Source organism: Streptomyces sp. NPDC054866, assembly GCF_053610745.1.
Genome location: NZ_JBSGZA010000003.1, coordinates 682,792 through 708,307, shown reverse-complemented (window position 1 = coordinate 708,307; position 25,516 = coordinate 682,792). Strand labels below are relative to the sequence as shown.

At 71.9% G+C, this 25,516-nt stretch carries 7 protein-coding genes; 1 reads left to right on the top strand and 6 read right to left on the bottom strand.

Annotated elements, in window-relative coordinates:
• Position 1 precedes the first annotated feature (1 nt).
• From ACWGI2_RS18595 to sbnA, 4 genes are all read right to left on the bottom strand, one after another.
• Complete coding sequence (locus ACWGI2_RS18595; protein WP_453696355.1) at positions 2–208, bottom strand: MbtH family protein; 207 nt, start codon at positions 206–208, stop codon at positions 2–4.
• The gene (locus ACWGI2_RS18590; RefSeq protein ID WP_453696354.1) at positions 192–7,640 is read right to left on the bottom strand and encodes an amino acid adenylation domain-containing protein; all 7,449 of its coding nucleotides are present in this window, start codon (positions 7,638–7,640) and stop codon (positions 192–194) included. The genes ACWGI2_RS18595 and ACWGI2_RS18590 overlap by 17 nt, the downstream gene beginning before the upstream one ends.
• Positions 7,637–15,640 carry an amino acid adenylation domain-containing protein gene (locus tag ACWGI2_RS18585; protein ID WP_453696353.1) on the bottom strand — a complete coding sequence of 2,668 codons (8,004 nt, stop codon included), beginning with the start codon at positions 15,638–15,640 and terminating at the stop codon, positions 7,637–7,639. Before ACWGI2_RS18585 ends, ACWGI2_RS18590 begins: the two co-directional genes overlap by 4 nt.
• A 71-nt stretch (positions 15,641–15,711) precedes the next feature.
• Positions 15,712–16,770: a 2,3-diaminopropionate biosynthesis protein SbnA gene (sbnA, locus tag ACWGI2_RS18580; RefSeq protein ID WP_453696351.1), complete on the bottom strand. Its 1,059-nt coding sequence runs from the start codon at positions 16,768–16,770 to the stop codon at positions 15,712–15,714.
• Positions 16,771–17,065: 295 nt separating this feature from the next.
• Between sbnA and ACWGI2_RS18575 the strand changes: the two genes are divergently transcribed.
• Complete coding sequence (locus tag ACWGI2_RS18575; protein ID WP_453696349.1) at positions 17,066–24,256, top strand: amino acid adenylation domain-containing protein; 7,191 nt, start codon at positions 17,066–17,068, stop codon at positions 24,254–24,256.
• Positions 24,257–24,324: 68 nt separating this feature from the next.
• Here ACWGI2_RS18575 and ACWGI2_RS18570 read toward each other — a convergent pair whose 3' ends face one another.
• Entirely contained in the window at positions 24,325–25,053 is a 729-nt protein-coding gene (locus ACWGI2_RS18570; protein ID WP_453696767.1) for an AfsR/SARP family transcriptional regulator, read from the bottom strand.
• Between the two features lie 162 nt (positions 25,054–25,215).
• The gene (locus tag ACWGI2_RS18565; RefSeq protein WP_453696348.1) at positions 25,216–25,506 is read right to left on the bottom strand and encodes a helix-turn-helix domain-containing protein; all 291 of its coding nucleotides are present in this window, start codon (positions 25,504–25,506) and stop codon (positions 25,216–25,218) included.
• Positions 25,507–25,516 lie beyond the last annotated feature (10 nt).

Sequence of the window (25,516 nt, the reverse complement as noted above, 5' to 3'; positions counted from 1 at the left end):
CTCAGCCCGCCTGCCGCTGCAGGCTGAGCGGGCGCATGTCCGTCCAGTTGCTCTCGACGTGGGCGACGGCCGTGGCACGGTCGGTCGCTTCGAGCTCCACCCGCCAGCCGTCGGGCACCGCGGCGAAGGAGGGCCACAGTGAGTACTGCCCCTCGTCATTGACGAGGACGTGGAACGTTCCGTCTTCGTTGTCAAAGGGGTTGGCCATGACGGTTCTCCAGATCTTGGATGGTGGACCGCTCTTCGGCGGTCGGTTGCTCTTGCAGTGCGGCGAGGTGGTGCTCGACGGTGCGTCCGATCGCGGCCGCCGGTGCGGTCCGCAGCATCTGCTGGTGGCCGCAGTCGACGTCGTACGCCTCGATGGCGCGGCCGATGTGCGGCTCCCAGCTCTTGATCTTGAGGGTGCGCTCCTCGCGGGTGAGTCCGCCGGCGCCCGCTGCGGCGCCGCCGGTCGCGAGGAAGAGCGTCATCGGGCAGCCGTCGAAGCGGCCGGGCGTGAAGCACTGGAACAGTTCCAGGTTGTTGCGCATGATCGTCAACAGGCGCTCCAGAGTGTCCTGTTCGAACGCGGCGAGTGCGTGGCCGGAGCGCGCCAGATGTGCCGCGACGCTCCGCGGCGTGAGCGGGCCGGGGCCCGTCACGTCCACACCGGCCTCCGTCACGAACTCGGCGAGGAACTCCTCGTCGGTCGGGCGGACGCCGTGCGCGTCGTCGGGGAAGGCGTCCATGTTGGCGAGGTACGCCACTTCTTCGCCCGCGCCACGCAGCCGGACCGCCATCTCGTGGGCGACGACACCGCCGTAGGACCAGCCGAGCAGGTGGTACGGGCCCGTGGGCTGGATGCTCCTGATCCGGTCCAGGTAGTCGTCGGCGACGTCCCCGATGTCCTGGGGCAGCGGGCCCGCCGCCGCGAGACCACGCGCCTGGAGGGCGTAGACCGGCTGCTCCGGGTCCAGGTGCTCGGCAAGCGCCGCGAACGGAATGCCGAAACCGAGCCCACCGTGCACGCAGAACAGCGGCGGCCGGCTGCCGGTCGAACGGATCGGCAGGACGGGCCCGAGCAGGTCGAGTCCCTCGCCCGCGGTGACCGCGCTCGCCGCGATGGCACCGACGGTGCGGTGCTCGAAGACCGCGGCGAGGCTGATCCGAAGCCCGCTGCGGGCGGCGCTGTTGACCAGCCTGATGGCCTTGAGGCTGTCACCGCCCAGCGTGAAGAACCCGTCGTCCGGGCCGACGGGGCCGCCGCCGAGCACTTCCTGTACGGCGGCGCACAACAGCCGTTCCCGCTCGGTACGGGGCGGGCGCGGGGCACGGTCGCCCGCTGCCGGTGCGGTGCGGGCGGGCGCGGCCGGCAGGGACCTGACGTCGAGCTTGCCGTTGCTGGTGAGGGGCAGCGCGGGGAGCGTGACGTAGCTGCCCGGGATCATGTAGCCGGGCAGGTGGCGCGCCAAGTGGCCCTGGAGTTGCGACGGTTCGGTGCTTTCGTGACCCGGGGCCGGCACCACGTAGGCGACGAGACGGCGCTGTCCGCCGTGCTCGGCGGGGGCCAGGACGACGGCCTGCGCCACGGCGGCATGCGCGGTCAAGTGGCGCTCGATCTCACCGAGTTCGATGCGGTAGCCGCGGACCTTCACCTGATGGTCGGCGCGCCCGACGTAGTCGATCCGCCCGCGCCCGTCCCAGCGGACGAGGTCGCCCGTCCGGTACATACGGGCGCCCGGCGGCCCGAACGGGTCGGCCACGAAGCGATCGGCGGTCATGCCCGGCCGGTCGAGGTACCCGCGGGCAAGGCCTTCGCCCGCGATGTACAGCTCGCCGACGACACCGTGGGGCACCGGCCGCAGCGCCTCGTCCAGGACGTACGCGGACGTGTCCCCGATGGGCAGCCCGATCGGGACGGTGGCCGCGCCGTCGACTGCCTGGGCGGCGTCCTGGGTGGTGGCGAAGGTGGTGGTCTCGGTCGGGCCGTACACGTTGAACACCTGCGTGTGCGGCAACGCGGCCCGCAGCCGTTCGATGTGCCCCTTGGAGAGCGCCTCGCCGCCGGTGAGCAGCGCCCGCAGAGGGGCGAGGGCGCGGGGCCGCGTGTCGGCGAGGGTGTGGACGAACTGGGCGGTGAGGAAGGCGACCGTCACGCCTGCCCGGCCGAGGAAGTCCTCCAGGGCCTCGGGGTCGGTGTGCCCCGGCGGGCAGACCGCGAGGCGCGCGCCATGGGTGAGCGGTCCCCAGATCTCGAAGGTGGACGCGTCGAAGGCGACCGGCGCGAAGTACAGGAAGGTGTCGTCCCGGGTGAGTTCGAGATCGGGCAGCCCCCGCACCAGACGTACGGCGGCCCGGTGCGGGACGGCGACGCCCTTGGGCCTGCCGGTGGAACCGGAGGTGTAGATGACGTAGAGCAGGTCGTCGGGACGGGCCTCGTCGACGGGCGGCGCCGTGGCGGGCAGCGCGTCGAGCGCGTCGCGGGTGGCGGGTGCGTCGAGGATCAGGAGTTCCGCGCCCGCGTCGGCGGAGCCCGCGAGGCGGTCCGCCAGGGACTCCTGGGTCACGAGGAGGCGGGCACCGCTGTCCGTCAGCATGTCGCGCACCCGCTCGTCCGGGTACGACGGGTCGACGGGCAGATAGGCCGCGCCCGTCCTCGCGATCGCCAGGACAGCGGTCACCGTGGCCGGGCCGCGCTCCAGGCAGAGGGCCACGAGGTCGCCGCGGCGGGTGCCGCGGGAGACGAGGAGGTGCGCCAACCGGTTGGCGGCGGCGTCCATCTCGGCGTACGTGGTGCGCACCAAGCGTTCGGGGGCGCCCGGCTCCGTGTGGACGAGCGCCACCGCGTCCGGCGTGGCCGCGATCTGCCGGGCCACCAGGTCCGTGACGGTGGTTCTGGGGGTGCCCGCGTGGTGGGCGCCGCGGGCCAGGAGCTCCTCGCGCTCGGCGGGGGCGATGACGTCCAGGCGTGACAGGGGGCGGTCGGGGTCGGCGACCGCGGCCGAGAGAAGTCGGAGGTAGGCGTCGGTGATGCGGCGGGCCGTCGCGTGCTCGAAGAGGTCGGCGCTGTACTCGACGGTCAGCACGAGCTCCCCGCCGTCCGTCCCGGGTCCTTCGCTCTCCTCGGTGAGCTGGAAGAACAGGTCCCACTTGGCGGTGTCCCCCGCCACCCGCTCCTGCCGCACGGAGAGCGCCGAACCGGCGTCCCCGGGCTTGTTGGCCTCCGCGGCCTGCTGGAAACCGAGCATCACCTGGAACAGCGGGTGGCGCGACATGGACCGCTCGGGGTTGAGCAGCTCCACCAGCTTCTCGAAGGGCACGTCCTGATGGCGGTAGGCCGCCAGGTCGTACTCCCGTACCCGCTCGACCAGTTCACGCAGCCCCGGGTCGCCCGAGGTGTCGGTGCGCAGGACCAGCGTGTTCACGAACATGCCGACCAGGTCGTCGAGGCGCTCGTCGGTGCGGCCCGCCACGGGGGTGCCGATCGGGATGTCGCCGCCCGCGCCGAGCCGGGTGAGCAGCGCCGCGAGTCCGGCCTGAAGCATCATGAACACGCTGACGCCCCACTGGGCCGCCAGCTCCCGCAGGTCACGGACGAGCGTGTCGGCGACGGTGGTGCGCACCGTGCCGCCCCGGTGGCTGGTGCGCGTCCCTCGCGCGAAGTCGAAGGGCAGCCGCAGCTCCTCGGGCAGGCCGTCCAAGGCCTTGGCCCAGTGGGCGAGTTGGCGGGCCATCTCACTGCGCGGGTCGTCCTCGTCGCCGAGCAGCTCGCGCTGCCACAGGGCGTAGTCGGCGTACTGCACGGGAAGCGCCGGAAGGGCGGGTGCGCGTCCGGCGCTCCGGGCCTCGTAGGCCTGCGTGAGATCGCGGGTGAGCGGGGCGAGGGACCACCAGTCGGCGGCGATGTGGTGGACGACGATCAGCAGGACGTGCTCGTCGGGGCCGATTGCGAACAGGCGTGCCCGGAGCGGGGCTTGGGCCTCCAGGTCGAAGCCGAGCGCCGCCTCCGCAGCGAGCGCGGCGGGCAGGCCCGCCTCGGTGCTGTCGCTCACCGGTAGTGTCACGGGGACATCGGCCGGCGCGAGCACTCGCTGCTCGGCCGGACCGACACCACCCGCCGAACCGGCGCCAAAGCCGGGGGGTGACCCGGCGCCGGTGGCTCGTTCACCGGTTTCCCGGAGCGGGAACACGGTCCGCAGCGCCTCATGGCGCGCCACGACATCCCGCAGTGCCGCCTCCAGCGCCGCCACGTCCAGGCTCCCCGACATCCGCACTGCCAGCGGGATGTTGTAGAGCCCGTCGGGCGCGCCGAGGCGTTCGATGAACCACAAGCGCTGCTGCGCGTACGACAGCGGAAGGACCGCAGGACGCGGGCCCGCGACCAGTGGCGTCCTGCCGCGCTCCGCATCGAGCAGCCTGGCCGCGAGCCGCGCCACGGACGGGGCCTCGAACAGGTCCCTGACCTGAAGCTCGGCTCCCAGTTCGGCGCGGACGCGGTTGACGATGCGCGTCGCGAGCAGCGAGTGGCCGCCGAGGGCGAAGAAGTCGTCGTCCACACCGACGCGTTCGAGTCCGAGCGTCTCGGCGAAGACACCGCAGAGCGCCTCTTCCTCGCGGGTGCGCGGGGCACGCGCCGACGTGGCGTACTCGGGCGCGGGAAGCGCGCGGCGGTCGAGCTTGCCGTTGGCGGTCAACGGCAGCGAGGGCAGCCGGACCACGGCCGCCGGGACCATGTACTCGGGCAGTCGCGCGCCCACGAACTCCCGCAATACAGCCGTGAGTTCGCTGGACTCCTCGCCCTCGCGCACCACCACGTACGCGACAAGACGCTGGTCCCCCGGCCGGTCCTCGCGGGCGAGCACGACCGCCTCGCCGACCGCCGGGTGCCGTCCGAGCACCGTCGCGATCTCGCCGAGCTCGATGCGAAATCCCCGCAGCTGGACCTGCTCGTCGGCTCGCCCCAGGTATTCCAGGGTGCCGTCGGGCCGCCGGCGCCCCAGGTCGCCGGTCCGGTACATGCGGGCGCCCGCGGGTCCGAACGGGCAGGCCACGAAGCGTGCCGCCGTCAGGCCCTGGCGCCCCAGGTAGCCGCGCGCCAGGCCGGGTCCCGCGACGTACAGCTCACCGGGCACGCCCGCGGGCACAGGCTGCAGCGCGCCGTCGAGGACGTACGTCCGCAGGTCCGGTATGCCGCGCCCGATCACGCTGCCGCCGCCACCGGCCGCCGTCGCCGCGTCCAGCTCCTGGTAGGAGACGTGCACGGTCGTCTCGGTGATCCCGTACATGTTGACCAGGAGCGGCGCGTCGGGTCCTTCGTGGCGCGCGTACCAGTCGGTGAGCCTGCCCACGTCGAGTGCCTCACCGCCGAACACCACGCGGCGCAGGGCGAGTTCGCGGGGCCGCTCGGCGTCGGCGCGCATCAGCTGGTAGAAGGCGGACGGCGTCTGATTGAGGACGGTGACCCGTTCGGCGGCGAGCAGGTCGAGGAACGCGTCGGGCGAGCGCGACACGTCGTACGGCACGACGACAAGGCGGCCGCCGCGCAGGAGCGCGCCCCACAGCTCCCACACTGTGAAGTCGAAGGCGATGGAGTGGAAGAGGGTCCATGTGTCGTCGGGCCCGAAGCCGAACCAGGCTTCGGTGGAGTCCAGGAGCCGCACCACGTTCTGGTGCGGCACCACCACGCCCTTGGGGCGGCCGGTGGATCCGGAGGTGTAGATGACGTACGCGGGGTGCTCGGGGTCTGCGGCGGCGCCGAAGCCCGGGTCGGTGTCCGGGTACGTGGCGAGCTCGGCCAGCGTCGCGTCGGCGTCGAGGTCGACGCGCTGCACGGCGGGGGCGTCCGGCAGTCGGATGTCCGCACCGGTCAGCAGGAGCGCGGGGCGCGCGTCGCCCAGTGTGTAGGCGATGCGGTCGGCCGGGTGGCCGGGTTCGACGGGCAGGTAGGCGGCGCCCGCCTTGAGGACGGCGAGCACCGCGACGATCAGGTCGGCGCCGCGCGGCAACGCGAGCGCCACGAACGTCTCGGGCCCCGCGCCCCGCCCGGCGATGAGGTGCGCGAGCCGGTTGGCGCGCGCGTCGAGCTCGCGGTACGTGAGGGTGGTGCCGAGGGTGGTGGCGCCCCCGTCGGGTGCGGGCACGGTGAGCGCGACGGCGTCGGGCGTGCGTGCGGCCTGCTCGGCGAAGAGCGCGGGGATGGTCGTACGGCGCTGGGGTGCCGCCGTGGCGTCCTGCGCGCCGCTCCACTCGGTGAGGATGCGCTCCCGCTCGGCGGGTTCCGGCGCGCCGAGGTGCGCGAGGTACGCCTCCGGGTCGTCGGCGACCTCGCCGAGGATGCGGACCAGGCGGTCGAGGACGCTCTGAGCGCTCTCCCCGCCCTGCTGCCACGCCGACTCCTGGTGGGAGAGCCGCAGCTCCAGGCGGTCGCCGGGGAAGACGGTGAGGCTCAGCGGGTAGTGCGTGGCGGAGTGCACCTGGGCCGCGCTCACCGCACCGCCCGACTGTTCGCGCAGGCTCTCCTCGTCCAGGGGATAGCTCTGGAAGGCCATGACGGTGTCGAAGAGTTCGCCCTTGACCCCGGAAGCGGCCTGGACTTCGGCGAGGGGCAGGTGCTCGTGCGGCATCATCGCGAGCTGCTGCCCGGCCAGCGCCCGGAAGAGGTCTCCCGCCCGCAGATGGGGGCTGATGTCGGCCCGTACGGGCACGGTGTTGGCGAAGAGCCCGATCATCGACTCGACGCCGGGCACCTCGGCGGGACGGCCGGAGGTGACGGCACCGAAGACGACGTCCTGCCGCCCGGTGAGCCGCCCGAGCAGCAGCGCCCAGCAGCCCTGCACAACGGAGTTGAGGGTCAGCCCCTGCGTGCGCGCCCATGCGGTGAGCGCCGCGGTCCGCTCCTGGGGCAGGAAACGCCCCACGGAGGCCGGGAGTTCGGGCGAACGGCCGGTGTCGCCCGCGTCGGGCAGGACCCGGACAGGCCCGTCCAGACCGTCGAGCAGGCCGGCCCATGCCGTGCGGGCCGCGGCCCGGTCACGACCCTGCAGCCAGGTCAGGTAGGAGCGATAGGGCGTCGGCACGGGCAGCTCCGTGCGCCCGCGCTGCTCGCTCCCCCGCCCGGCACGGCCCTGCTCCTCGCCGAGCAGCATCAGTTCACGCACGGCGAGCGGGAAGGACCAGCCGTCCATGAGGATGTGGTGCACGGACCAGAGCAGCCGGTGGCGCCGCTCACCGAGCCGGATCAGCGTGAACCGCATCAGGGGCGGCCGTGCCGTGTCGAACCGGAGCAGCCGGTCCTCGCGGGCGATCAGCCGCGCGGCGGCGTCCCGCTCGGACTCGGGCAGGTGCGTCAGATCCCGCTCCCGCCAGTCCGGCTCCACCTCTTCTTCCTTGAGGACGACCTGGAGGGGCTCACCGCTCTTGCGGTTGCGGAAACAGGCCCGCAGGTTCGGGTGCCGGCGCAGCAGAGCCGCCGCGGCGCCGCGCAGCCGGTCGCCGACCTCCTCGCTGTCACCCGCGCGCTCCCCGTCGATGTCCGCGACGAACTGGAGCGTGTAGAGGTCGGGTTCGGCTTGATCGTACGACGACAGGAACAGCAGCCCCTGCTGCAACGGCGAGAGCGGAAGCACCTCGCTGATCTTCGAACCGGTCTTGGACACGGTCACGACAGTTCCTCATTCAGCTCTAGTTCCAGATCGGCGAGCTCCTCGTCGGAGAGCGTGATGAGACTGCTCTCGGGCTCCGCGGGAGCGGTGTGCGGACCGTCCTGGTCCAGTTCGCCCGCCGCGTGGGCGAGGGCGGCGACGGTCTTGTGGGTGAACACGTCGCGGGTGGTCAGCGCGAGTCCGGCCTTGCGGGCGCGGCTGACGACCTGGATGGAGCGGATGCTGTCGCCACCGAGGGCGAAGAAGTCCTCGTCGATGCCGACGCCCGGTACGCCGAGCACGTCGGCGAAGATGCCGCACAGCACCTCGTCGCGCTCGTCGCGCGGGCCGCGCCGCTCCGTCTCGTCCGCGTGATCGGTCCGCGGCAGGGCCTTGCGGTCGAGCTTGCCGTTGGGGGTCAGCGGCATCGCGTCAAGGACCAGCCAGGACGCGGGGATCATGTACGCGGGAAGCAGCTGGGCGAGCTCCGCACGCACCTGTACGGCGTCCGCACCGGGGCCGCTCAGATAGCCGACGAGACGGGGGTTGCCGGACGCGTCGGGGAGGACGGACACGGCCGCGTCGGAGATGCCGTCGAGCCCGCGCAGCACGGATTCGATCTCGCCGAGTTCGACACGTCGTCCGCGGATCTTGACCTGATGGTCACGGCGTTCGATGAACTCCAGCTGCCCGTCCGGGCGCTGGACGACCAAGTCACCCGTGCGGTACATGCGATGGCCCGCCCCGGCGAACGGGTCGGCCATGAACGTACCCGCCGTACGCGCCGGATCATCCAGATAGCCACGCCCCACGCCCGCCCCACCGACGTACAACTCACCCGGCACACCCACCGGAACCGGCCGCAACTCATCACCCAGCACATACAGCCGGGTGTTACGCACCGCACCACCGATCGGCACCCGCGCACCCAACACATCACCGGCCGCGATCACCGCATGCGTCACATCGTCCGAACACTCCGTAGGCCCATACGCATTCATCATCGGCACCCCCGGATACCGGGCATGCCACCGCTCACACAGATCCGCGGGCAACGCCTCACCCGTCACCATCAACCACCGCAACGACGGCAGCTCAGGCGCAACCCCCTCCACATCCCACATGTCCAACGCCGCCCGCAACAACGACGGCACCACCTCAAGAACCGCCACACCCTCATCCCGCACCACAGCGAACAACCCCGCCGGATCAGCCGCCAGCTCCACACCCGACACCCGCACCCGACCGCCCACCAACAACGGCGAAAGCATCTGCCACACCGACACATCAAAAGTCAGCGGCGCGTTCTGCACCACCAACTCCCCCGCCACCAGATCCAGATCCCCCACCTTCGCCCACAGGTGATTGACCATCCCCGAACGCTGCACCATCGCCCCCTTGGGACGACCCGTCGAACCCGACGTGAACATCACATACGCCAGATCCAACCCACCCCCCAGGCACGGAGGCAGAGCGCGCGATGTCAGGCCCTCTTCCAGGCCGATGACGGTGACGGGCGATGTGGCGGTGGCGTCGACGGCGGTGAGCTCGCGGGCCCGCTCCTCATAGCCGGCGCCCACCAGCAGGAACCTGGCCCCGCTGTCCTTCAGCAGCCCGGCATTGCGGGCCACAGGTGCCGCAGGGTCCAGCGGCAGATACGCGCCACCCGCCCCCAGAACACCCAACACCCCTGCCACAAAAGGCACACCAGGGTCAGCGAGCATCGCCACCACCGACCCGACACCCACCCCGGCCCCGGTCAGTTCGACGGACAGTCCGCCGACCGCTTCGACCAGCTCCCCGTAGGTGACCGAGCCGGAGCCGTCCGTGACGGCCACCGCCTCGGGGACGCGCGCCGCCACGGCTCGCACCCGCTCGACGACGCCTAGGCTCTCCTCGACGATCGCCGGGTCCCAGGTGCCGAGGAGTCCGCCGAGCCCACCGGGCTGCCCCCACTCCCCGCCCGCGGTCACGTCGACGTGGGCCAGGGGCAGTTCGGGGTGTTCCGTGACGGTGCGCAGCAGGTGCTCGACCATGGCGGCGACCCGCTCGACCTCGGCGCGCGTGAACAGGTCCGGCGCGTAGTCCAGACGCAGGCTCAGGGTGTCGCCGGGGAAGACCGCCATGCTCAGCGGGTGGTGGCGGGCGTCCTTGGCCTCGGCACGCACCACGCGCGGGCCGTCGGAGGCGCCGCTGTCCAGGCCGTTCTCGTCCAGCGGGAAGTTCTCGAAGAGCACCACGGTGTCGAAGACCTCGCCGGGGAGCCCGGCGGCCTTGTGGATGTCGGCAAGGCCGAGGTGCTCGTGCGGCAGCAGCGCCGTCTGCTGGTCCTGGAGTGCACGCAGCAGCTCGGTGAGGGTGGCGCCGGGGTGCAGCCGGGCGCGGACCGGCACGGTGGTGAGGAACATGCCGATCATCGACTCGACGCCCGGGACCTCTGCGGGACGGCCGGAGGTGACGGCGCCGAAGACGACGTCCTGGCGGCCGGTGAGCCGCCCGAGCAGCAGCGCCCAGCAGCCCTGCACCACGGAGTTGAGGGTCAGCCCCTGCGTGCGCGCCCACCCGGTGAGGGCGGCCGTCAGCTCGCGGGGGATCTCGGCCCGTACGGAGTCGGGCAGCACCGGTGTGCGGTCCGGATCGGCCGGGACGAGGAGCGTGGGCTCGGCCACGTCGGCGAGCGCCTCGCGCCAGGCCGCCCTGGCCGCCTCACGGTCCTGTGCGGTCAGCCAGGCGAGGTAGGAGCGGTACGGGGCCGGGTCCGGGAGGAGTGCGATGTCGGCGCCGGGCGCGCACAACGCGAACAGCTCGCGCACCAGGAGCGGCATCGACCAGCCGTCGACGAGGATGTGGTGGCTGGTCCAGACGAAGCGGTGCTGTCCCTCGCCGTGGGTGATGAGCGTGAAGCGCAGCAGGGGCGCGTCGGCCAGGTCGAACCGGCGGGTGCGCTCGGCCTCGGTGATGGCGTCGAGTTCGGCGGCGCGCGCGGGCTCCGGCAGGTCGCGCAGGTCGGCTTCCCGCCAGGGCAGTTCGGCGCTCTGCGGGATGATCTGCACGGGGTCGCCGGTGGAGCGGGCCCGGAACGAGGCGCGCAGGTTGGGGTGCCGGTCGAGCAGTGCCTGTCCGGCGGCACGCAGCACGGCGGGGTCGAGATCGCCCTCCACGTCGGCGACGATCTGCAGGGTGTAGACATCCACGCCGTCCACGCCGTCCACGGCGTCCGTGCCGTCACCCGTGTCCCGCGCCACCGCGGTGTCGTAGTCCGCGTGGAAGAACATGCCCTGCTGCAGCGGCGTGAGCGGCAGGATGTCGGCCAGCGCGGCGCCCCTCCGCGCGAGGTCGGCCTCGTACTCCTCGATCTCGTCCTGCGCCAGGTCCACGAGCGGCAGGTCGGACGGCGTAAGGCCGCCCGCGCCCGGCCCTGCGGCATGCCGGGACAGGAGCTCCAGGGCGCGGAACCAGGTCTGCGCGATGTCCAGCGCGTCCTCCTCCGCCACCGTCCGGCCCGCCCACGCCCAGTTGGCGATCAGGTGCGGTCCGTCGTGCCGGTCCTCGGTCGCCGGGGTGACGTCGAGGAGGTGCGGCAGCGGCATGCCGGGGTGGGCGCCGGTGCCGACGACGCCGTCGCCGCCGGCGGGCTCCCACAGTCCGGCCTCGCGGGCGTCGAACCGGCCCATGTAGTTGAAGCCGATCTGCGGCCGGTGGGCCGAGGCGAGAGTGCGGGCCGCGTGCGGGTTGAGATAGCGCAGGAGACCGAAGCCGACGCCCTTGTCGGGCAGGGCGCGCAGCTGCTCCTTGACCCTCTTCAGGGCCGTGGACAGGGCGGGGCCGCCCGCCCACACCTCGTCCCAGTCGAGGGTCCCGGGGTCGAGGCGAACCGGGAAGGCGCTGGTGAACCAGCCGATGGTGCGCGACAGGTCGAGGCCGTCACTGAGCTGCTCGCGGCCGTGGCCCTCCAGCTCGATCAGGGTCTGCGCGTAGTGGGCGTGGCCGTGCCGCCTGCGCCAGTCCGCGACGGCGACGGCGAGACCGGCCAGCAGGACGTCGTTGACCTCGGCGTGGAAGGCCGCGGGCACGTCGGTGAGCAGCGGGCCGGTGATGTCGGGGCCCAGTTCGAGGCGCAGGGTGCGCCGGGTGCCGTACACGTCCTGGTCCGGGTCGAGCCTGCGGGTGCCGACCAGGGGGTCGGGGCCGTCCAGGATGTCCTGCCACAGGGCGAGTTCGGGGCCGCGCACCTGGGTGCGGGCCTGCTCGGCGAGCAGCCGCGACCAGCCGCGGTACGAGGTGCCGACGGGGTCGGGAGCCGGCGTGCGGCCACCGGCGAGCGCCTGGCAGGCGGCCTCCAGGTCGGGCAGCAGGATGCGCCAGGACACGCCGTCGATGACGAGGTGGTGGGCGCAGATCACCAGCCAGGCGGTGTCCGCGCCCGGCTCGGCGCCGAGCAGCACGGCCTGGACCATGACGGCGGACGCGGGGTCGAGACGGGCGCGGGCGGCCGCTGCCTGCCGCTCGGCGAGGTCGAGTACGTCCTTGGCGTCCGGGCCGCTGTCGGCGGCGGTGACCAGGCGCACGCCGGACAGGGCGCCCGGCTCCAGGGCCTCCATCTGCCAGAGCCCCGGGGAGGGTTCGGTGGCCCGGGTGCGCAGGGCGTCGTGGTGGTCGACCAAGGTGTGCAGGGCGGCGTCGAGCAGATCGGCGTCGATGTCCGCGGGGACGCGTACGACGACGTGCTGGCTGTACTTGACGACGGGACCGGAGAGAGTACGGGTGTCGTCGTGCAACTGCCCCATGATCGGGGTCAGTTCGTACGGCCCGACCCCTCCGTCGTCGTCGACCTCTGCGAGCACGCTCGTGGCGGCCGTGTCGATCGCCGCATGGGCGAGGGCGGCGACGGTCTTGTGGGTGAACACGTCGCGGGTGGTCAGCGCGAGTCCGGCCTTGCGGGCCCGGCTGACGACCTGGATGGAGCGGATGCTGTCGCCACCGAGCGCGAAGAAGTCCTCGTCGATGCCGACGCGGGCAACGCCGAGCACGTCTCCGAAGATGCCGCACAGAGCGGCCTCCCGCTCGTCGCGCGGGCCGCGCGTGGTGTCCTGCACCTCGACGGCGGGACGGGGCAGCGCCTTGCGGTCGAGCTTACCGTTGGGAGTGAGCGGCATCGCGTCAAGGACCAGCCAGGACGCGGGGATCATGTACGCGGGGAGCAGTTGGGCGAGCTCGGCACGCACCTGGCCTGCGTCCACGCCGGGGCCGCTCAGATAGCCGACGAGACGGGGGTTGCCGGACGCGTCGGACAGCACGGCGACCGCGGCGTCCACCACGGAGTCCAGGGAGCGGATGACGGACTCGATCTCGCCGGTCTCGACACGTCGTCCGCGGATCTTGACCTGGTGATCCCGGCGCTCGATGAACTCCAGCTGCCCGTCCGGACGTTGGACCACCAAGTCGCCGGTGCGGTACATGCGATGGCCCGCCCCGGCGAACGGGTCGGCCATGAACGTACCCGCCGTACGCGCCGGATCATCCAGATAGCCACGCCCCACCCCGGCCCCACCGACGTACAACTCACCCGGCACACCCACCGGAACCGGCCGCAACTCATCACCCAGCACATACAGCCGGGTGTTACGCACCGCACCACCGATCGGCACCCGCGCACCCAACACATCACCCGCAGCGATCACCGCATGCGTCACATCGTCCGAACACTCCGTAGGCCCATACGCATTCATCATCGGCACCCCCGGATACCGGGCATGCCACCGCTCACACAGATCCGCGGGCAACGCCTCACCCGTCACCATCAACCACCGCAACGACGGCAGCTCAGGCGCAACCCCCTCCACATCCCACATGTCCAACGCCGCCCGCAACAACGACGGCACCACCTCAAGAACCGCCACACCCTCATCCCGCACCACAGCGAACAACCCCGCCGGATCAGCCGCCAGCTCCACACCCGACACCCGCACCCGACCACCCACCAACAACGGCGAAAGCATCTGCCACACCGACACATCAAAAGTCAGCGGCGCGTTCTGCACCACCAACTCCCCCGCCACCAGATCCAGATCCCCCACCTTCGCCCACAAGTGGTTGACCATCCCCGAACGCTGCACCATCGCCCCCTTGGGACGACCCGTCGAACCCGACGTGAACATCACATACGCCAGATCCAACCCACCTCCCACACAGGGGAGTTCGGCGGTGCAGGAGGCATCGGCGGTCTCGGCGAGCGGGAGCACGGTCACATCCGTCAGGGGCAGGCCCTGGTCCGCCGTGAGCGCGGTGGCCGATTCGCGGTAGGCGGCGCCCACCAGCAGGAACCTGGCCCCGCTGTCCTTCAGCAGTCCCGCGTTGCGGGCCTGCGGCGCCGCAGGGTCCAGCGGCAGATACGCGCCACCCGCCCCCATAACTCCCAACACCCCTGCCACAAAGGGCACACCAGGGTCAGCGAGCATCGCCACCACCGACCCGACGCCCACCCCGGCCCCGGTGAGGCGGGAGGCGACACCGGCGGCGCGCGTCACCAGCTCGCGGTAGGTGACGCTCTCGGTGCCGTCGTACGCGGCGACCGCGTCGGGGGTGCGCTCGGCCACGGCACGCACCCGCTCGACAAGCCCCTCGTACGCGGCCTGTTCGTCGGACGGGTCCCAGGCGCCGAGCAGTCCGAGGGTCTCGCCGGGCGCGCCGAGGCCGGCCTGGCCGATCGGCTGGTCCGCGGGCATCGAGGCGAGGGTGGCGAGGAAGGCCTCGAAACGGGCGAGATGGGCGGCGAGTTCCGCGGAGCCGTACAGCTCGGGGTTGCCGTCGAGGTGGATCTCCATCGTGCCGTCGGAGGTGTTCAGGACGGTCATGATGAGGTCGTTGACGATGCCGGTGGAGAGGTTGACCACCGTGCCCCGGCAGTCGTCGCCGAAGCCGAGCTCCGGGTCCTGGTTCAGGACGTTGATGAACGGTCCGAACGCGCGCCGGTCGTCGGTGCGCAGACCGATGTCGCGGCGGATGCGGTCGCCCCGGTAGCGCTGGTGCTTGAGGGCGCGGGACACCTCCACCCAGGCACGGCGCAGAAGTTGATTGCGGGTCAGCTCCGGGCGTACGCCCACGGAGAGCGGCAGGTAGTTGGCGAGCATGCCGGGGATCTCGCGGCTGACCGCGCCGACGCGACCGGTCACCGGCAGGGTGAGCAGCGGATCGGCGACGCCCGTCACCCTCTGCGTGTAGGCGGCCATCGCGGCGACCATCAGGACCGGCATGGTCACCTTGCCGTCCCTGGCGAGGTCGCGCAGTGCGTCGGTGGCTTCGGCGGAGAGACGCGAGGTGTGCCGCAGCGCGCCGCGTCCCGGGGCGGGCTCCTGGTCGGAGAGGGAGACGAGCTCGGGGGCCCGCCCGCCCTCGCCGGCGGTGAGGAGTCCGGTCCAGAACGCGCGGTCCCGCTCGACCTGCGACGATTCGAGATATGCCCCCTCGGCGTCCAGGAGACGGTGGAAGGGCGGGATGGCATCGGCGTCGAGGCCCGACACGTCCGAGCCTTCGGCGAGTCGGCTGTAGAGGGTCGCGAGCTTCGGGTACAGGAGCGCGCGGCTGAAGCCGTCGGCGAGGATGTGGTGCATGCACAGGTAGAGCAGATGACGCTCGGCGTCCAGCTTGATGAGCGCGCCGCGGAACAGCGGGAAGTCGGTGACCTTCAGGGGGTCCGCGTGGTCGGCGCGCATCCACTGCACGGCCGCACCGAGCGGGTCGCTCTCGGCACTGAAGTCAAAGGACTTCAGGGGCAGTTGGGCGAGCGGGCGGACGATCTGGCCCGGGGCGCCCTCCTCCTCGACGAACTGCACGCGCAGCCCCTCGGCCTCGTGGCCGAGGCGCTGCAGGGCGCGCCCGAGCAGCTCCGTGTCGAGCGGTCCGCGCAGGTCGATGTAGTCGGCCATGTTGTAGGCGAGCGGCCCGGTGGCGAACTGCTCGTCGAACCAGATCTCGGCCTGTGCCGCGGTGAGCGGGAGGACAGCGCCTCGGTTTGTCGTCATCGCTTTGCTCTCCGTCATCGTCAGCCTCAGCCCCGCCCCAACTGTCGAACCACTCGAACCACTGCCGCCGCTCAGCCGGAAACGGCTTCGACTCCTGCGGCGAATTCCGCTCCCGTTCCCGCGCCCTCGCCCGAACCCGCGCTCGCGCTCGCGCTCGCCAGGAGGCTTTCGGCGCCGAGCGAATTCCGTACCCATTCGTCGTGGTAGACGGTCTCCATGTAGCGCTCGCCCAGGTCCGGTGAGATGGTCACGGCGGTCACCTGGTCGCGCGCGCCTCCGGCACCGTCCCCGTACTGCTCGGAGAGCCAGCGGAGCGCGCCGGCGACGACGGTTCCGGTGGAGCCGCCGAAGGAGAATCCGCCCCGCATGAGGTCGCGGCAGGTGCGGACGGTTTCCGCCTCCGGGATGTGCACGATGGCGTCGACCAGGGACTCGTCGAGGAGCGCGGGCCGCACGCTGGTGCCGAGGCCCGGGATGTGCCGGGTGGCGGAGGGGCCGCCGAAGGTGACGGAGCCGACGCTGTCCACGGCGACCACCCGCACCGAGGGGCGGCGCTCACGGAAGTAGCGGGCGCAGCCCATCAGGGTCCCCGTGGTGCCCGCGCCGATGAACAGCACGTTCAGGTCGGGGAACTGCCGGGCGATGGCCGGCGCCGTGGTCCGGTAGTGGGCCATCCAGTTGCCCGGGCTCAGATACTGATTGAGCCAGACCTTCTTGTCGTCGGCGGCGAGCAGCGCCTTGACGTGGCGGATCCGCGCGCCGAGGAAGCCCTCGGTCTCGTGGGGCTCGGTGATGACGTGGACCTCGGCGCCCAGGGACTCCATGGTGCGCCGGGTCACGGCGTTGCACCGGGAGTCGGTCACGCAGAGGAACTTGAAGCCCCTGTTGGCGGCGAGCAGGCTCAGGGCGACGCCCATGTTCCCGGACGAGGACTCCACCAGGGTCGAGCCAGGACCGAGCCTGCCGGCGGCCTCCGCCTGGGCGACCATCTCGCGGGCGGCCTTCAGCTTGATGGATCCGGCGAAGTTGAATCCCTCGACCTTCAGAAAGAGACGGCGACCGAAGAACGGCTGCAGATTCACAAAGAGGTCGCTGACATCGAATTCATGCGACGCGGATATAACCGGCACTGAGGACTCCTGGCCTTCGGCAACGAATTAGCCTCGCCATAAGACTCGCGCCGTGCGCTGACGAGGTGCTGACGGACTGCTGACGGGGCCGGGGCGCCCGGTTCCGGCCGCGCCACCAGGGGGTCCACCAGGGGGTGCGTCAGCGGTCCGTCAGTTGCCGGTCAGTTGAGCGTCAGCGCGATGAGAAATCGTCTCTCTTTACACCCGGCCAGCTTTACGCCCAGCCAGGTATACGCCCATCCGGCTTTGCGCACAGCCAGTTATGCGCATCCAGCCCTTCCTTGGGGAGCACGGCTTGAATCGGCCATCCGCCATCAGTGAAGTCCTTCCGCTCTCACCGCTCCAACAGGGCCTGCTCTTCCTTTCGGAGTACGACCGTGAGGGGACGGATGTCTACACCATTCAGCTGGTGGTCGACTTCGAGGGAATGACCGACGCCGATGCCACGGCCCTGCGCGGCGCGGCGGGCGTGCTCCTTGAGCGGCATCCGAATCTGAGGGCCTGCTTCCGGCACCGCAAGAACGGCGAGGCGATCCAGGTGGTGCCCACCTCGGTGGAGCCTCCGTGGCGCGAGGTCGAGGTGACCGGCGCCGATGGCGGACGGGCCACCGCGGAGGACCTCTACCGCGTGGCGGAGGAGGACCGCCTGCTTCGCTTCGACCTGTCCCGTCCGCCCCTGCACCGCTTCACCCTGATCAGGGCGGGCGGTGGGCGCTGCCGTCTGGTGTGGACGGTCCACCACATCCTGGTGGACGGCTGGTCGATGGCGACCCTGACTCGCGAACTGGCAACTGTGGCCGCACAGTTGATGTCCGGCCCCGGGCTGGACGTACGGAAGGAGCCCGCCCCCTCCGCCCCCTATCAGGCCCACCTGTCCTGGCTCGGCGCACAGGACAAGGACGCCGCCCGGCGGGCCTGGACGCATGCCCTCGCGGGCGTGGCGGAGCCGACGCGGCTCATCCCGGCCGCGGGCCCGAGCGGCAGCGTCGCCGCGGGCCGGGGGGCGCTGCCCCAGCCGGTCCCCATCGACGTCACGCCCGAAGTCTCGGCGGCGCTTGCGCAGTTCGCCCGCAGCCGGGGTCTGACCGTCAACTCGGTGGTCCAGGGCTGCTGGGCGCTGCTCCTCTCCCGGCTCACGGGTCAGGACACCGTGCTGTTCGGCGCCGTGACGTCGGGCAGGCCGGCGCAGATCCCGGACGTCGAGAACATGGTGGGCCTGTTCGCCAACACGCTTCCCGTGCGGGTGCACGTCGATCCGTCCCGTACACCGGCCGACCTCTTCGCCGACGTACAGCGGAGCCAGGCCGACCTGCTCCCGCACGAGCACCTGACCCTGGCGGAGGTCCAGCAGCTCAGCTCGGTGCGCGGCGAACTCTTCGACACGGTCATGATGTTCCAGAACTACCCGATGGGTCAGCTGCCGGTCACTTCGGACGCGGGCCCCCAGGTGACCGGCGTCGACATCCGCTCCGCCACGCACTTCCCGGTGACCCTCACGGTGTTCCCCGGCACCCCGCTCGGCCTTGCGGTCAACCACGTCCCCGCGCTGGTCACACGCGCCGAGGCGCTCCGCATCGGGATGCGTTTCGCGCGGCTCCTGGAGGCGGCCGTCACCCGGCCCGACGTGCCCTGCGGACGCCTGGACGTCCTGGACCGGGCCGAGCGGACGCACCTGGTCGACGGGCGCAACGAGACCGCCGCGGACCTGCCCGCGCACTGGCTCGCACCCGTCCTCTCCCAGTGGGCCGCCCGCACCCCGGACGCACCCGCCGTCACCTGCGGCGAGCAGAGCCTAAGCCACCGTGAACTGCACGAGAGGGCCGACCGTCTCGCGCGGTCCCTGCGCGCGGCGGGCGCGGGTCCTGAGCGCGTGGTGGCCATCGCGCTCGACCGCTCCTGCGACCTGGTCGTCGCCGCCCTCGCCGTACTCAAGTCCGGCGCGGCGTACCTCCCGCTCGACCCCGACTACCCCGTCGACCGCATCCGCTACATGCTGGCGGACGCGGCCCCGGTCGTCACGCTCACCCATCGCCGCGTCCAGGCGCTCCTCACCGGGGAGGGCGAGTCGCACACGGGCCGGCTCTGGGTCCTCGACGATCCGGACGCCCGGCCGGTCACGGACGGCCTGCCCGCCATGGACGGCGTCGCACCGCACGCCGACCACCCGGCGTACGTGATCTACACCTCGGGCTCGACCGGCCGCCCCAAAGGCGTCGTCGTGCCGCACGGCGCGCTCACCAACCTGGCCGACGACATGCGCAGGCGCTTCGCGGTGACGTCAGCCGACCGGTTCCTCGCGGTCACGACCTTCGGCTTCGACATCGCCAACCTGGAGCTGTTCGTGCCGCTCGCGGCCGGCGCCGAACTGCTCGTCGCCTCCCGGGAGACCGTCCGTGACCCCGCCGCCCTCGCCGCGGCCGTCACCGCGTCGGGCGCGACCCTGATGCAGGCCACGCCCAGCCTCTGGCAGACGCTCGCCGCCGACCACGCGCCTCAACTGGCCGGCCTAAAAGCCCTGGTGGGCGGCGAAGCGCTGCCCGAGCCGCTGGCCCGCGCGCTCACCGCGCACTGCGCGTCCGTGACCAATCTGTACGGCCCGACGGAGACCACCATCTGGTCGACGGCCGCGCACCTCCCGGCGGGCGAACCGGCCGAGCAGGGCCCGCCGCCCATCGGCCGCCCCCTCGCCAACACCCGCGTGTACGTCCTCGACGGCGCCCTGCGCCCCGTCCCCGACGGCACCTTCGGTGAGCTGTACATCGCCGGGTCCGGCCTCGCGCGCGGCTATCTCAACCGGCCTGGTCTGACCGCGGAGCGCTTCGTCGCCGACCCGTTCACGCCGCACGGGGCGCGCATGTACCGCACCGGTGACGTGGTCCGCTGGGACGCCACCGGCTCGGCCCTGGAGTACGCGGGCCGCAGCGACCACCAAGTCAAGATCCGCGGCTACCGCATCGAGCTCGGCGAGATCGAGTCCGTGCTCGGCGCGCAGCCCGGAGTCCAGCAGGCCGTCGTCACGGCCCGCACCGACCGGGGCGGGGAAACCCGCCTGGTCGCCTATGTCGTACCGGCAGGGACCGACCGCGAATTGCTACGGGAGCGCGCGTCCGCGGTGTTGCCCGAACACATGGTCCCTGCCGTGTACGTTCCCTTGGACGAGCTGCCGAGGACCCCGAACGGAAAGACCGACCGCAAGGCGCTGCCCGCGCCGCCCGACGAACGGGCGGGAACCGGCCGGGCGCCGGAGGGGGCGCTGGAAGAGCTGCTGTGCGGAGTCTTCGCCGAGGTGCTCGGTCTCGAACGGGTGGGCGCCGACGACGACTTCTTCGCCCTGGGCGGGCACTCGCTGTCCGCGACCCGCGTCACCAACCGGCTGCGCGCCGCCCTGGGCGTCGACGTCCCGGTGCGGTCCCTGTTCGACGCCCGCACGGCGGAGGCCCTGTCCCGCACGCTGCCCGCGTCACCCGCCGGGACCGACGACCCCGCCGTACCCGACGGCGCTTCGGCCACCCGCCGCCCGCCCCTGCGCGCCGTCGCGCACCGCTCGGCCTCCGCCCCTCTCTCGTACTCCCAGGAGCGCCTGTGGTTCCTGAGCCGGATGGACGGCCCATCGGGCACCTACAACATCCCGCTTGCCGTACGGCTCACCGGCCCGCTCGACGCCGGAGCGATGAGGGCGGCGGTACGCGACGTGGTCGGCCGGCACGAGAGCCTGCGCACCGTGTTCGCGGAGGCCGACGGGATCCCCTCCCAGCTGGTCCTCTCCCTGGAGGAGGCGGACGAGGCGGGCGCCCGCCTGGAGCAGGTGCGGCTGCCCGGCGAAGGCGCTCTTGCCGACGCCCTCGCCGCCGAGGCGGCCCAAGGCTTCGACCTGTCCTGCCAAGTCCCGTTGCGCGCCCGCCTGCTGACCCTGGCCGACGACTGTCACGTACTGTCGCTGACCCTGCACCACATCGCCGCCGACGGCTGGTCCCTCGGGCCGCTCGCCCGTGATGTGTCGCACGCCTACCGCGCACGGCTCGCGGGCACCGCGCCGCAGTGGGAACCGCTCCCCGTGCAGTACGCGGACCACGCCCTGTGGCAGCGCGAACTGCTCGGCGCCAAGGGCGACCCGGACAGCCTCGCCTCGGCGGAACTCTCTTACTGGCGCGAGAGGTTGGCGGGCCTCCCGGAAGAGCTCGACCTGCCCACCGACTTCCCGCGCCCCGCGCGGGCGGGACATCGCGGCAAGGACGTCGCCCGCACGGTGCCCGCCGAGACCCACGCCCGCCTGACGGACCTGGCGCACCGGAACGGCGCCAGCCTCTTCATGGCCGTCCAGGCCGGGCTCGCCGCGCTCCTGACCCGCCTGGGCGCGGGCACCGACATCCCCCTGGGCAGCCCCGTCGCGGGCCGCACGGACGACGCGGTCCGCGACCTGGTCGGCTTCTTCGTCAACACGCTCGTCCTGCGCACCGACACCGGCGGCGACCCCTCGTTCAGCACCCTGCTCTCCCGGGTACGGGAGCGGGATCTGACGGCGTACGCCCATGCCGAGCTGCCCTTCGAGCACCTCGTCGAGGAGCTCAACCCGGCGCGATCGATGGCCAGGCAACCGCTGTTCCAGATCATGCTGGCGTTCCAGAACGGCACGGACCCGCTGCCGGGCCTGCCGGGCCTGGAGGCCACGCTCGAACCGGTCGGCACGACCACGGCCAAGTTCGACCTCTCCTTCCAGGTGGCGGAGCGGACGACCGCGGGCGGCGCCCCCGACGGTCTCGACATCCTCCTGGAGTACAGCGAGGACCTCTACACGGAGGCGACGGCGGCCCGCATCGCGGACCTCCTCGCCACGCTCCTCGCCTCCGCGGCGCGCACCCCGGACGCCCCGCTCAGCACTCTGGCCCTGCTCACCCCCGAGGAGCGCGACACGCTCCTGACGGCCTGGAACGGGCGCCCCGTCCCCCGGACGCCGGTCACCCTCACCGCCCTCTTCGAAGGCCACACGGCCAAGGCCCCGGACCACCCGGCGCTGATCGCACCCGACCGCGCCCCCACCGATCCGGCCCACATCAGCTACGCCGAACTCAACACCCGTGCGAACCGGCTCGCCCACCTCCTCCTGCACCGCGGTGTCGGACCGGGTGACGTGGTCGCCCTGGCCCTTCCCCGGTCCGCCACGACGGTCGTCGCCCTGCTCGCCGTGCTGAAGGCCGGCGCGGCCTATCTGCCGGTCGACCCGGACTACCCGGCCGACCGCATCGCGTACATGCTCGGGGACGCGGCGCCCGCCGTGGTCCTGACCGTCACGACGGTCGCCGACCGTCTCCCCGCGCTTCCCGGCGGCGCCGCCCCCCTCGTCCTCGACGCCCCCGGGACCCTGGCCGACCTCGGCGGCCTGCCGGACGCCGACCCCACGGACGCCGACCGGAGCCGGCCGCTGACCCCGCAGGACGCCGCGTACGTCATCTACACATCGGGCTCGACGGGGCGCCCCAAGGGTGTCGTCGTGCCGCACGAGGGTGCGGCCAACCTGGTCGCCAACCACCGTGCGCACCTGGGCACAGGGCCTGGCTCGCGCGTCCTGCAGTTCGCGTCGTTCAGCTTCGACGCCACCGTCTGGGAGCTGTGCGCCTCGCTCTACTCCGGCGGCACCCTCGTCCTCTCCACCGCCGACAGCAGGCTCTCCGGAGAACTCCTTGCGGGCCTGATCACGGAGCACTGCGTCAACCACGCGGTCCTGCCGCCCACCGTCCTCGGCGGCTTCCCCGACACGGCCGTGCTCCCCGACGACATGTGCCTGCTCGTCGGCGGCGAGGCGTGCCCACCCGCCGTGGTCGAACGCTTCGCCCCCCGCGGCATGCTGCGCAACGCCTACGGCCCGACCGAGACCTCGGTCTGCGCCACCTGGAGCGCCCCGCTGGCCCCGGGCGGCAAGCCGCCGATCGGCCGGCCCCTGGACAACTTCCGGGTGTACGTGCTCGACGCGACGCTCTCCCCCACACCCGTCGGTGTCACCGGCGAGCTCTACATCGCCGGAGCGGGCCTCGCCCAGGGCTATCTGGGCCGCCCCGTCACCACCGCCGAACGCTTCGTCGCCGACCCGAACGGGCCTGCCGGGGCCCGCATGTACCGCTCCGGCGACCTCGTACGGTGGCGGTCCGACGGCACCCTGGACTACGTGGGCCGCGCCGACCACCAGATCAAGCTCCGCGGCTTCCGCATCGAACCGGGCGAGATCGAGACCGTCCTGGCCCGTCACCCGGTGATCGCCCAGGCCGCCGTCATCCTCACGCCGTCCCCGACCGGTGCCCAGCAGCTGACCGGGTACGTCGTGCCCGTGTCCGGCGTCGCGGCCGTCGACGTGCCCGTCCTGCGCGCCCATGCCGCCGAGTCGCTGCCCGCGCACATGGTGCCCGCGTCCCTGGTGTGCCTGCCCGCACTGCCCCTGACGGCGAACGGCAAGCTCGACACCCGCGCTCTCCCGGCCCTCACGGCGAGCGCCTCCGCGGCGCCCGGCCCCGGGTCGCCGGGGCGGGCGCCCCGTACGGCCAACGAGGAGGTTCTGGCAGACGTCTTCTGCGAGATCCTCGGCCTCGAACAGGTCGACGCCGACGGGGACTTCTTCGCCCTCGGCGGGGACAGCCTGCGCTCGGTGCAGATCGTCAGCCGCGCCGCGAAGGCCGGGCTCACGCTCTCACTGGCCGACGTCTTCACCCACAAGACGGTGGCGGCACTCGCCGCGGCCGCCCGGTCCACCACGCCCTCGGAGCAATCGGAGCTGTCGCCACCCTCGGACCCACTGCTCACCATCCGGCCCACCGGCACCGCCGCGCCCCTCTTCTGCGTCCACGGAGGGGTCGGCTTCGGACTTCCGTACGCGGAGCTCGCCCCGCACATCGACGCGGACCGGCCTGTCTACGCCCTGCAGTCCGACGGCATCGCGGCGGACCCGGACGGCTGGGACCGGCCACGGGACATCCCGGTGCTCGCGGCCACGTACATCGACCGCGTCAAGCAGGTGCAGCCGCACGGGCCCTACCACCTTCTGGGCTGGTCCTTCGGCGGCCTGGTCGCCCACGAGATGGCCGTCCAGCTCCAGGAGGCGGGCGAGAGCGTCGCGTTCCTCGGGGCTCTGGACGTCTTCCCTGTGGTCCCGAGCGACCCGAACCCCTCCGACGAGGACATCCGCGCGGCGTTCCTCGAACACCACGCCAAGGGCATGGAGATCGGCGAGAAGGACCTGAACCGCCTGATGGCGGTCATGCGCCATCACACCGATATCGCGAGGGAGTTCACGCCCGGACACTTCAGCGGCCCGCTGACACTCTTCGTGGCCACGGGAGAGCCGGACGCCCCGGTCGCCGAGCTCACGCGCCGCTGGCTGCCGCACGTGGGCGGGCCGCTCGCCGTGCACGAAGTGCCCTGCGGCCACGAGGAGATGCTCGCCACCGAGGCCGCCCGGCACATCGGCGCCCTCACGGACGCGGCCCTGGGCAACGCCTGAAACGCCGTAGCGCCGGCAGCTCCTGGGGAGCTGCCGGCGCTACGGGCGGAACCGCGGTCCCAGGGATCTCAGAGAGACGGATCCTGCATCAGGATCGCCTGGTAGAGGCCGTACAGCTGGCGGCTCGGCTTGAGCCCCAGCTCCTCGTCGAGCCACTTGCGGGTGCGGTGGAAGATGTCGACGGCCTCGGACTGCCGCCCGCAGCGGTACAGAGCGATCATCAACTGCTCGCTGAACCGCTCGCGTTCCGGATACTGCGCGAGCAGCTGCTTCAACTCGGCGACGACGACCCCCGCTTCGCCGGCCTGGAGCTGAGCCGCGATGAGGTCTTCCCTCACGGTCTTGCGCTGTTCGTCGAGGCGCAGTGCCACGGCTCTGCACCGGGGGCCGTCACTGGCGTCGAGCAGGGCAGGACCCCGCCACATGGCGAGGGACTCGCGCAGCAGATCCATGGCTTCGTGCGGCCGCTCGGCGACCAGGCTCGCGCCCTTCTCCGCCTTGCGCAGAAAGCGGTACGCGTCCAGGGCGTCCTCGGAGGCGTCCAGCACATAGCCGTTGTCCACCGTACGGATGAGCACCTGGTCCGGAGCCTCGAGCCCGAGCTCGCCCAGGGACTTGCGCATGCGCTTGACGTTCGCCTGCAGGGCATTCCGCGCGTTTTTGAGCGGGGCCTCACCCCACAGTTCGTCGATCAACTCGTCGAAGGCGACCACATGCCCCGGGTTCAGGGCCAGCATCGCGAGCATCACACGGTTTTTCTTGGCCCGCAGACCAACGGTATTGCGACCGTCCCCCATCAGCAGCGGGCCCAATATTGAGATGTACACCAAGTCCCCGTCCCTACCCATAAACTTCAGGCACAAGCCCCCAAGTCACGCCTCAGGCAGGGTGTACAGAATGGCGGTCAACGCATTCCGCCCAGCCTGAAGCGTGGCAAACCTGAGAGTTTTTCGCGCTGCTCAATTATCGTCCACATCTGGCCGGTTTCGCATTGTACTTTCGTACATGAGCTGATGCGCCTGGGCCACCAGGCCGACCTGAAGACGGGATTCCACTTCCAGTTTGGCCAGAATCCCCGCGACATGCGCCTTCACCGTGCGTTCCGTCACATGCAGGTGAACGGAAATGGAACGATTGGATAGTCCGGCCGCCAGTAACACGAAAACCTGCATCTCCCGTTCGGAGAGTTCTCCGACGCGGTCAAGCTCGGTCTGCCAACGCCGCAATGGCAGGCCGCCGTCGCCACCCATGAGCCACTCC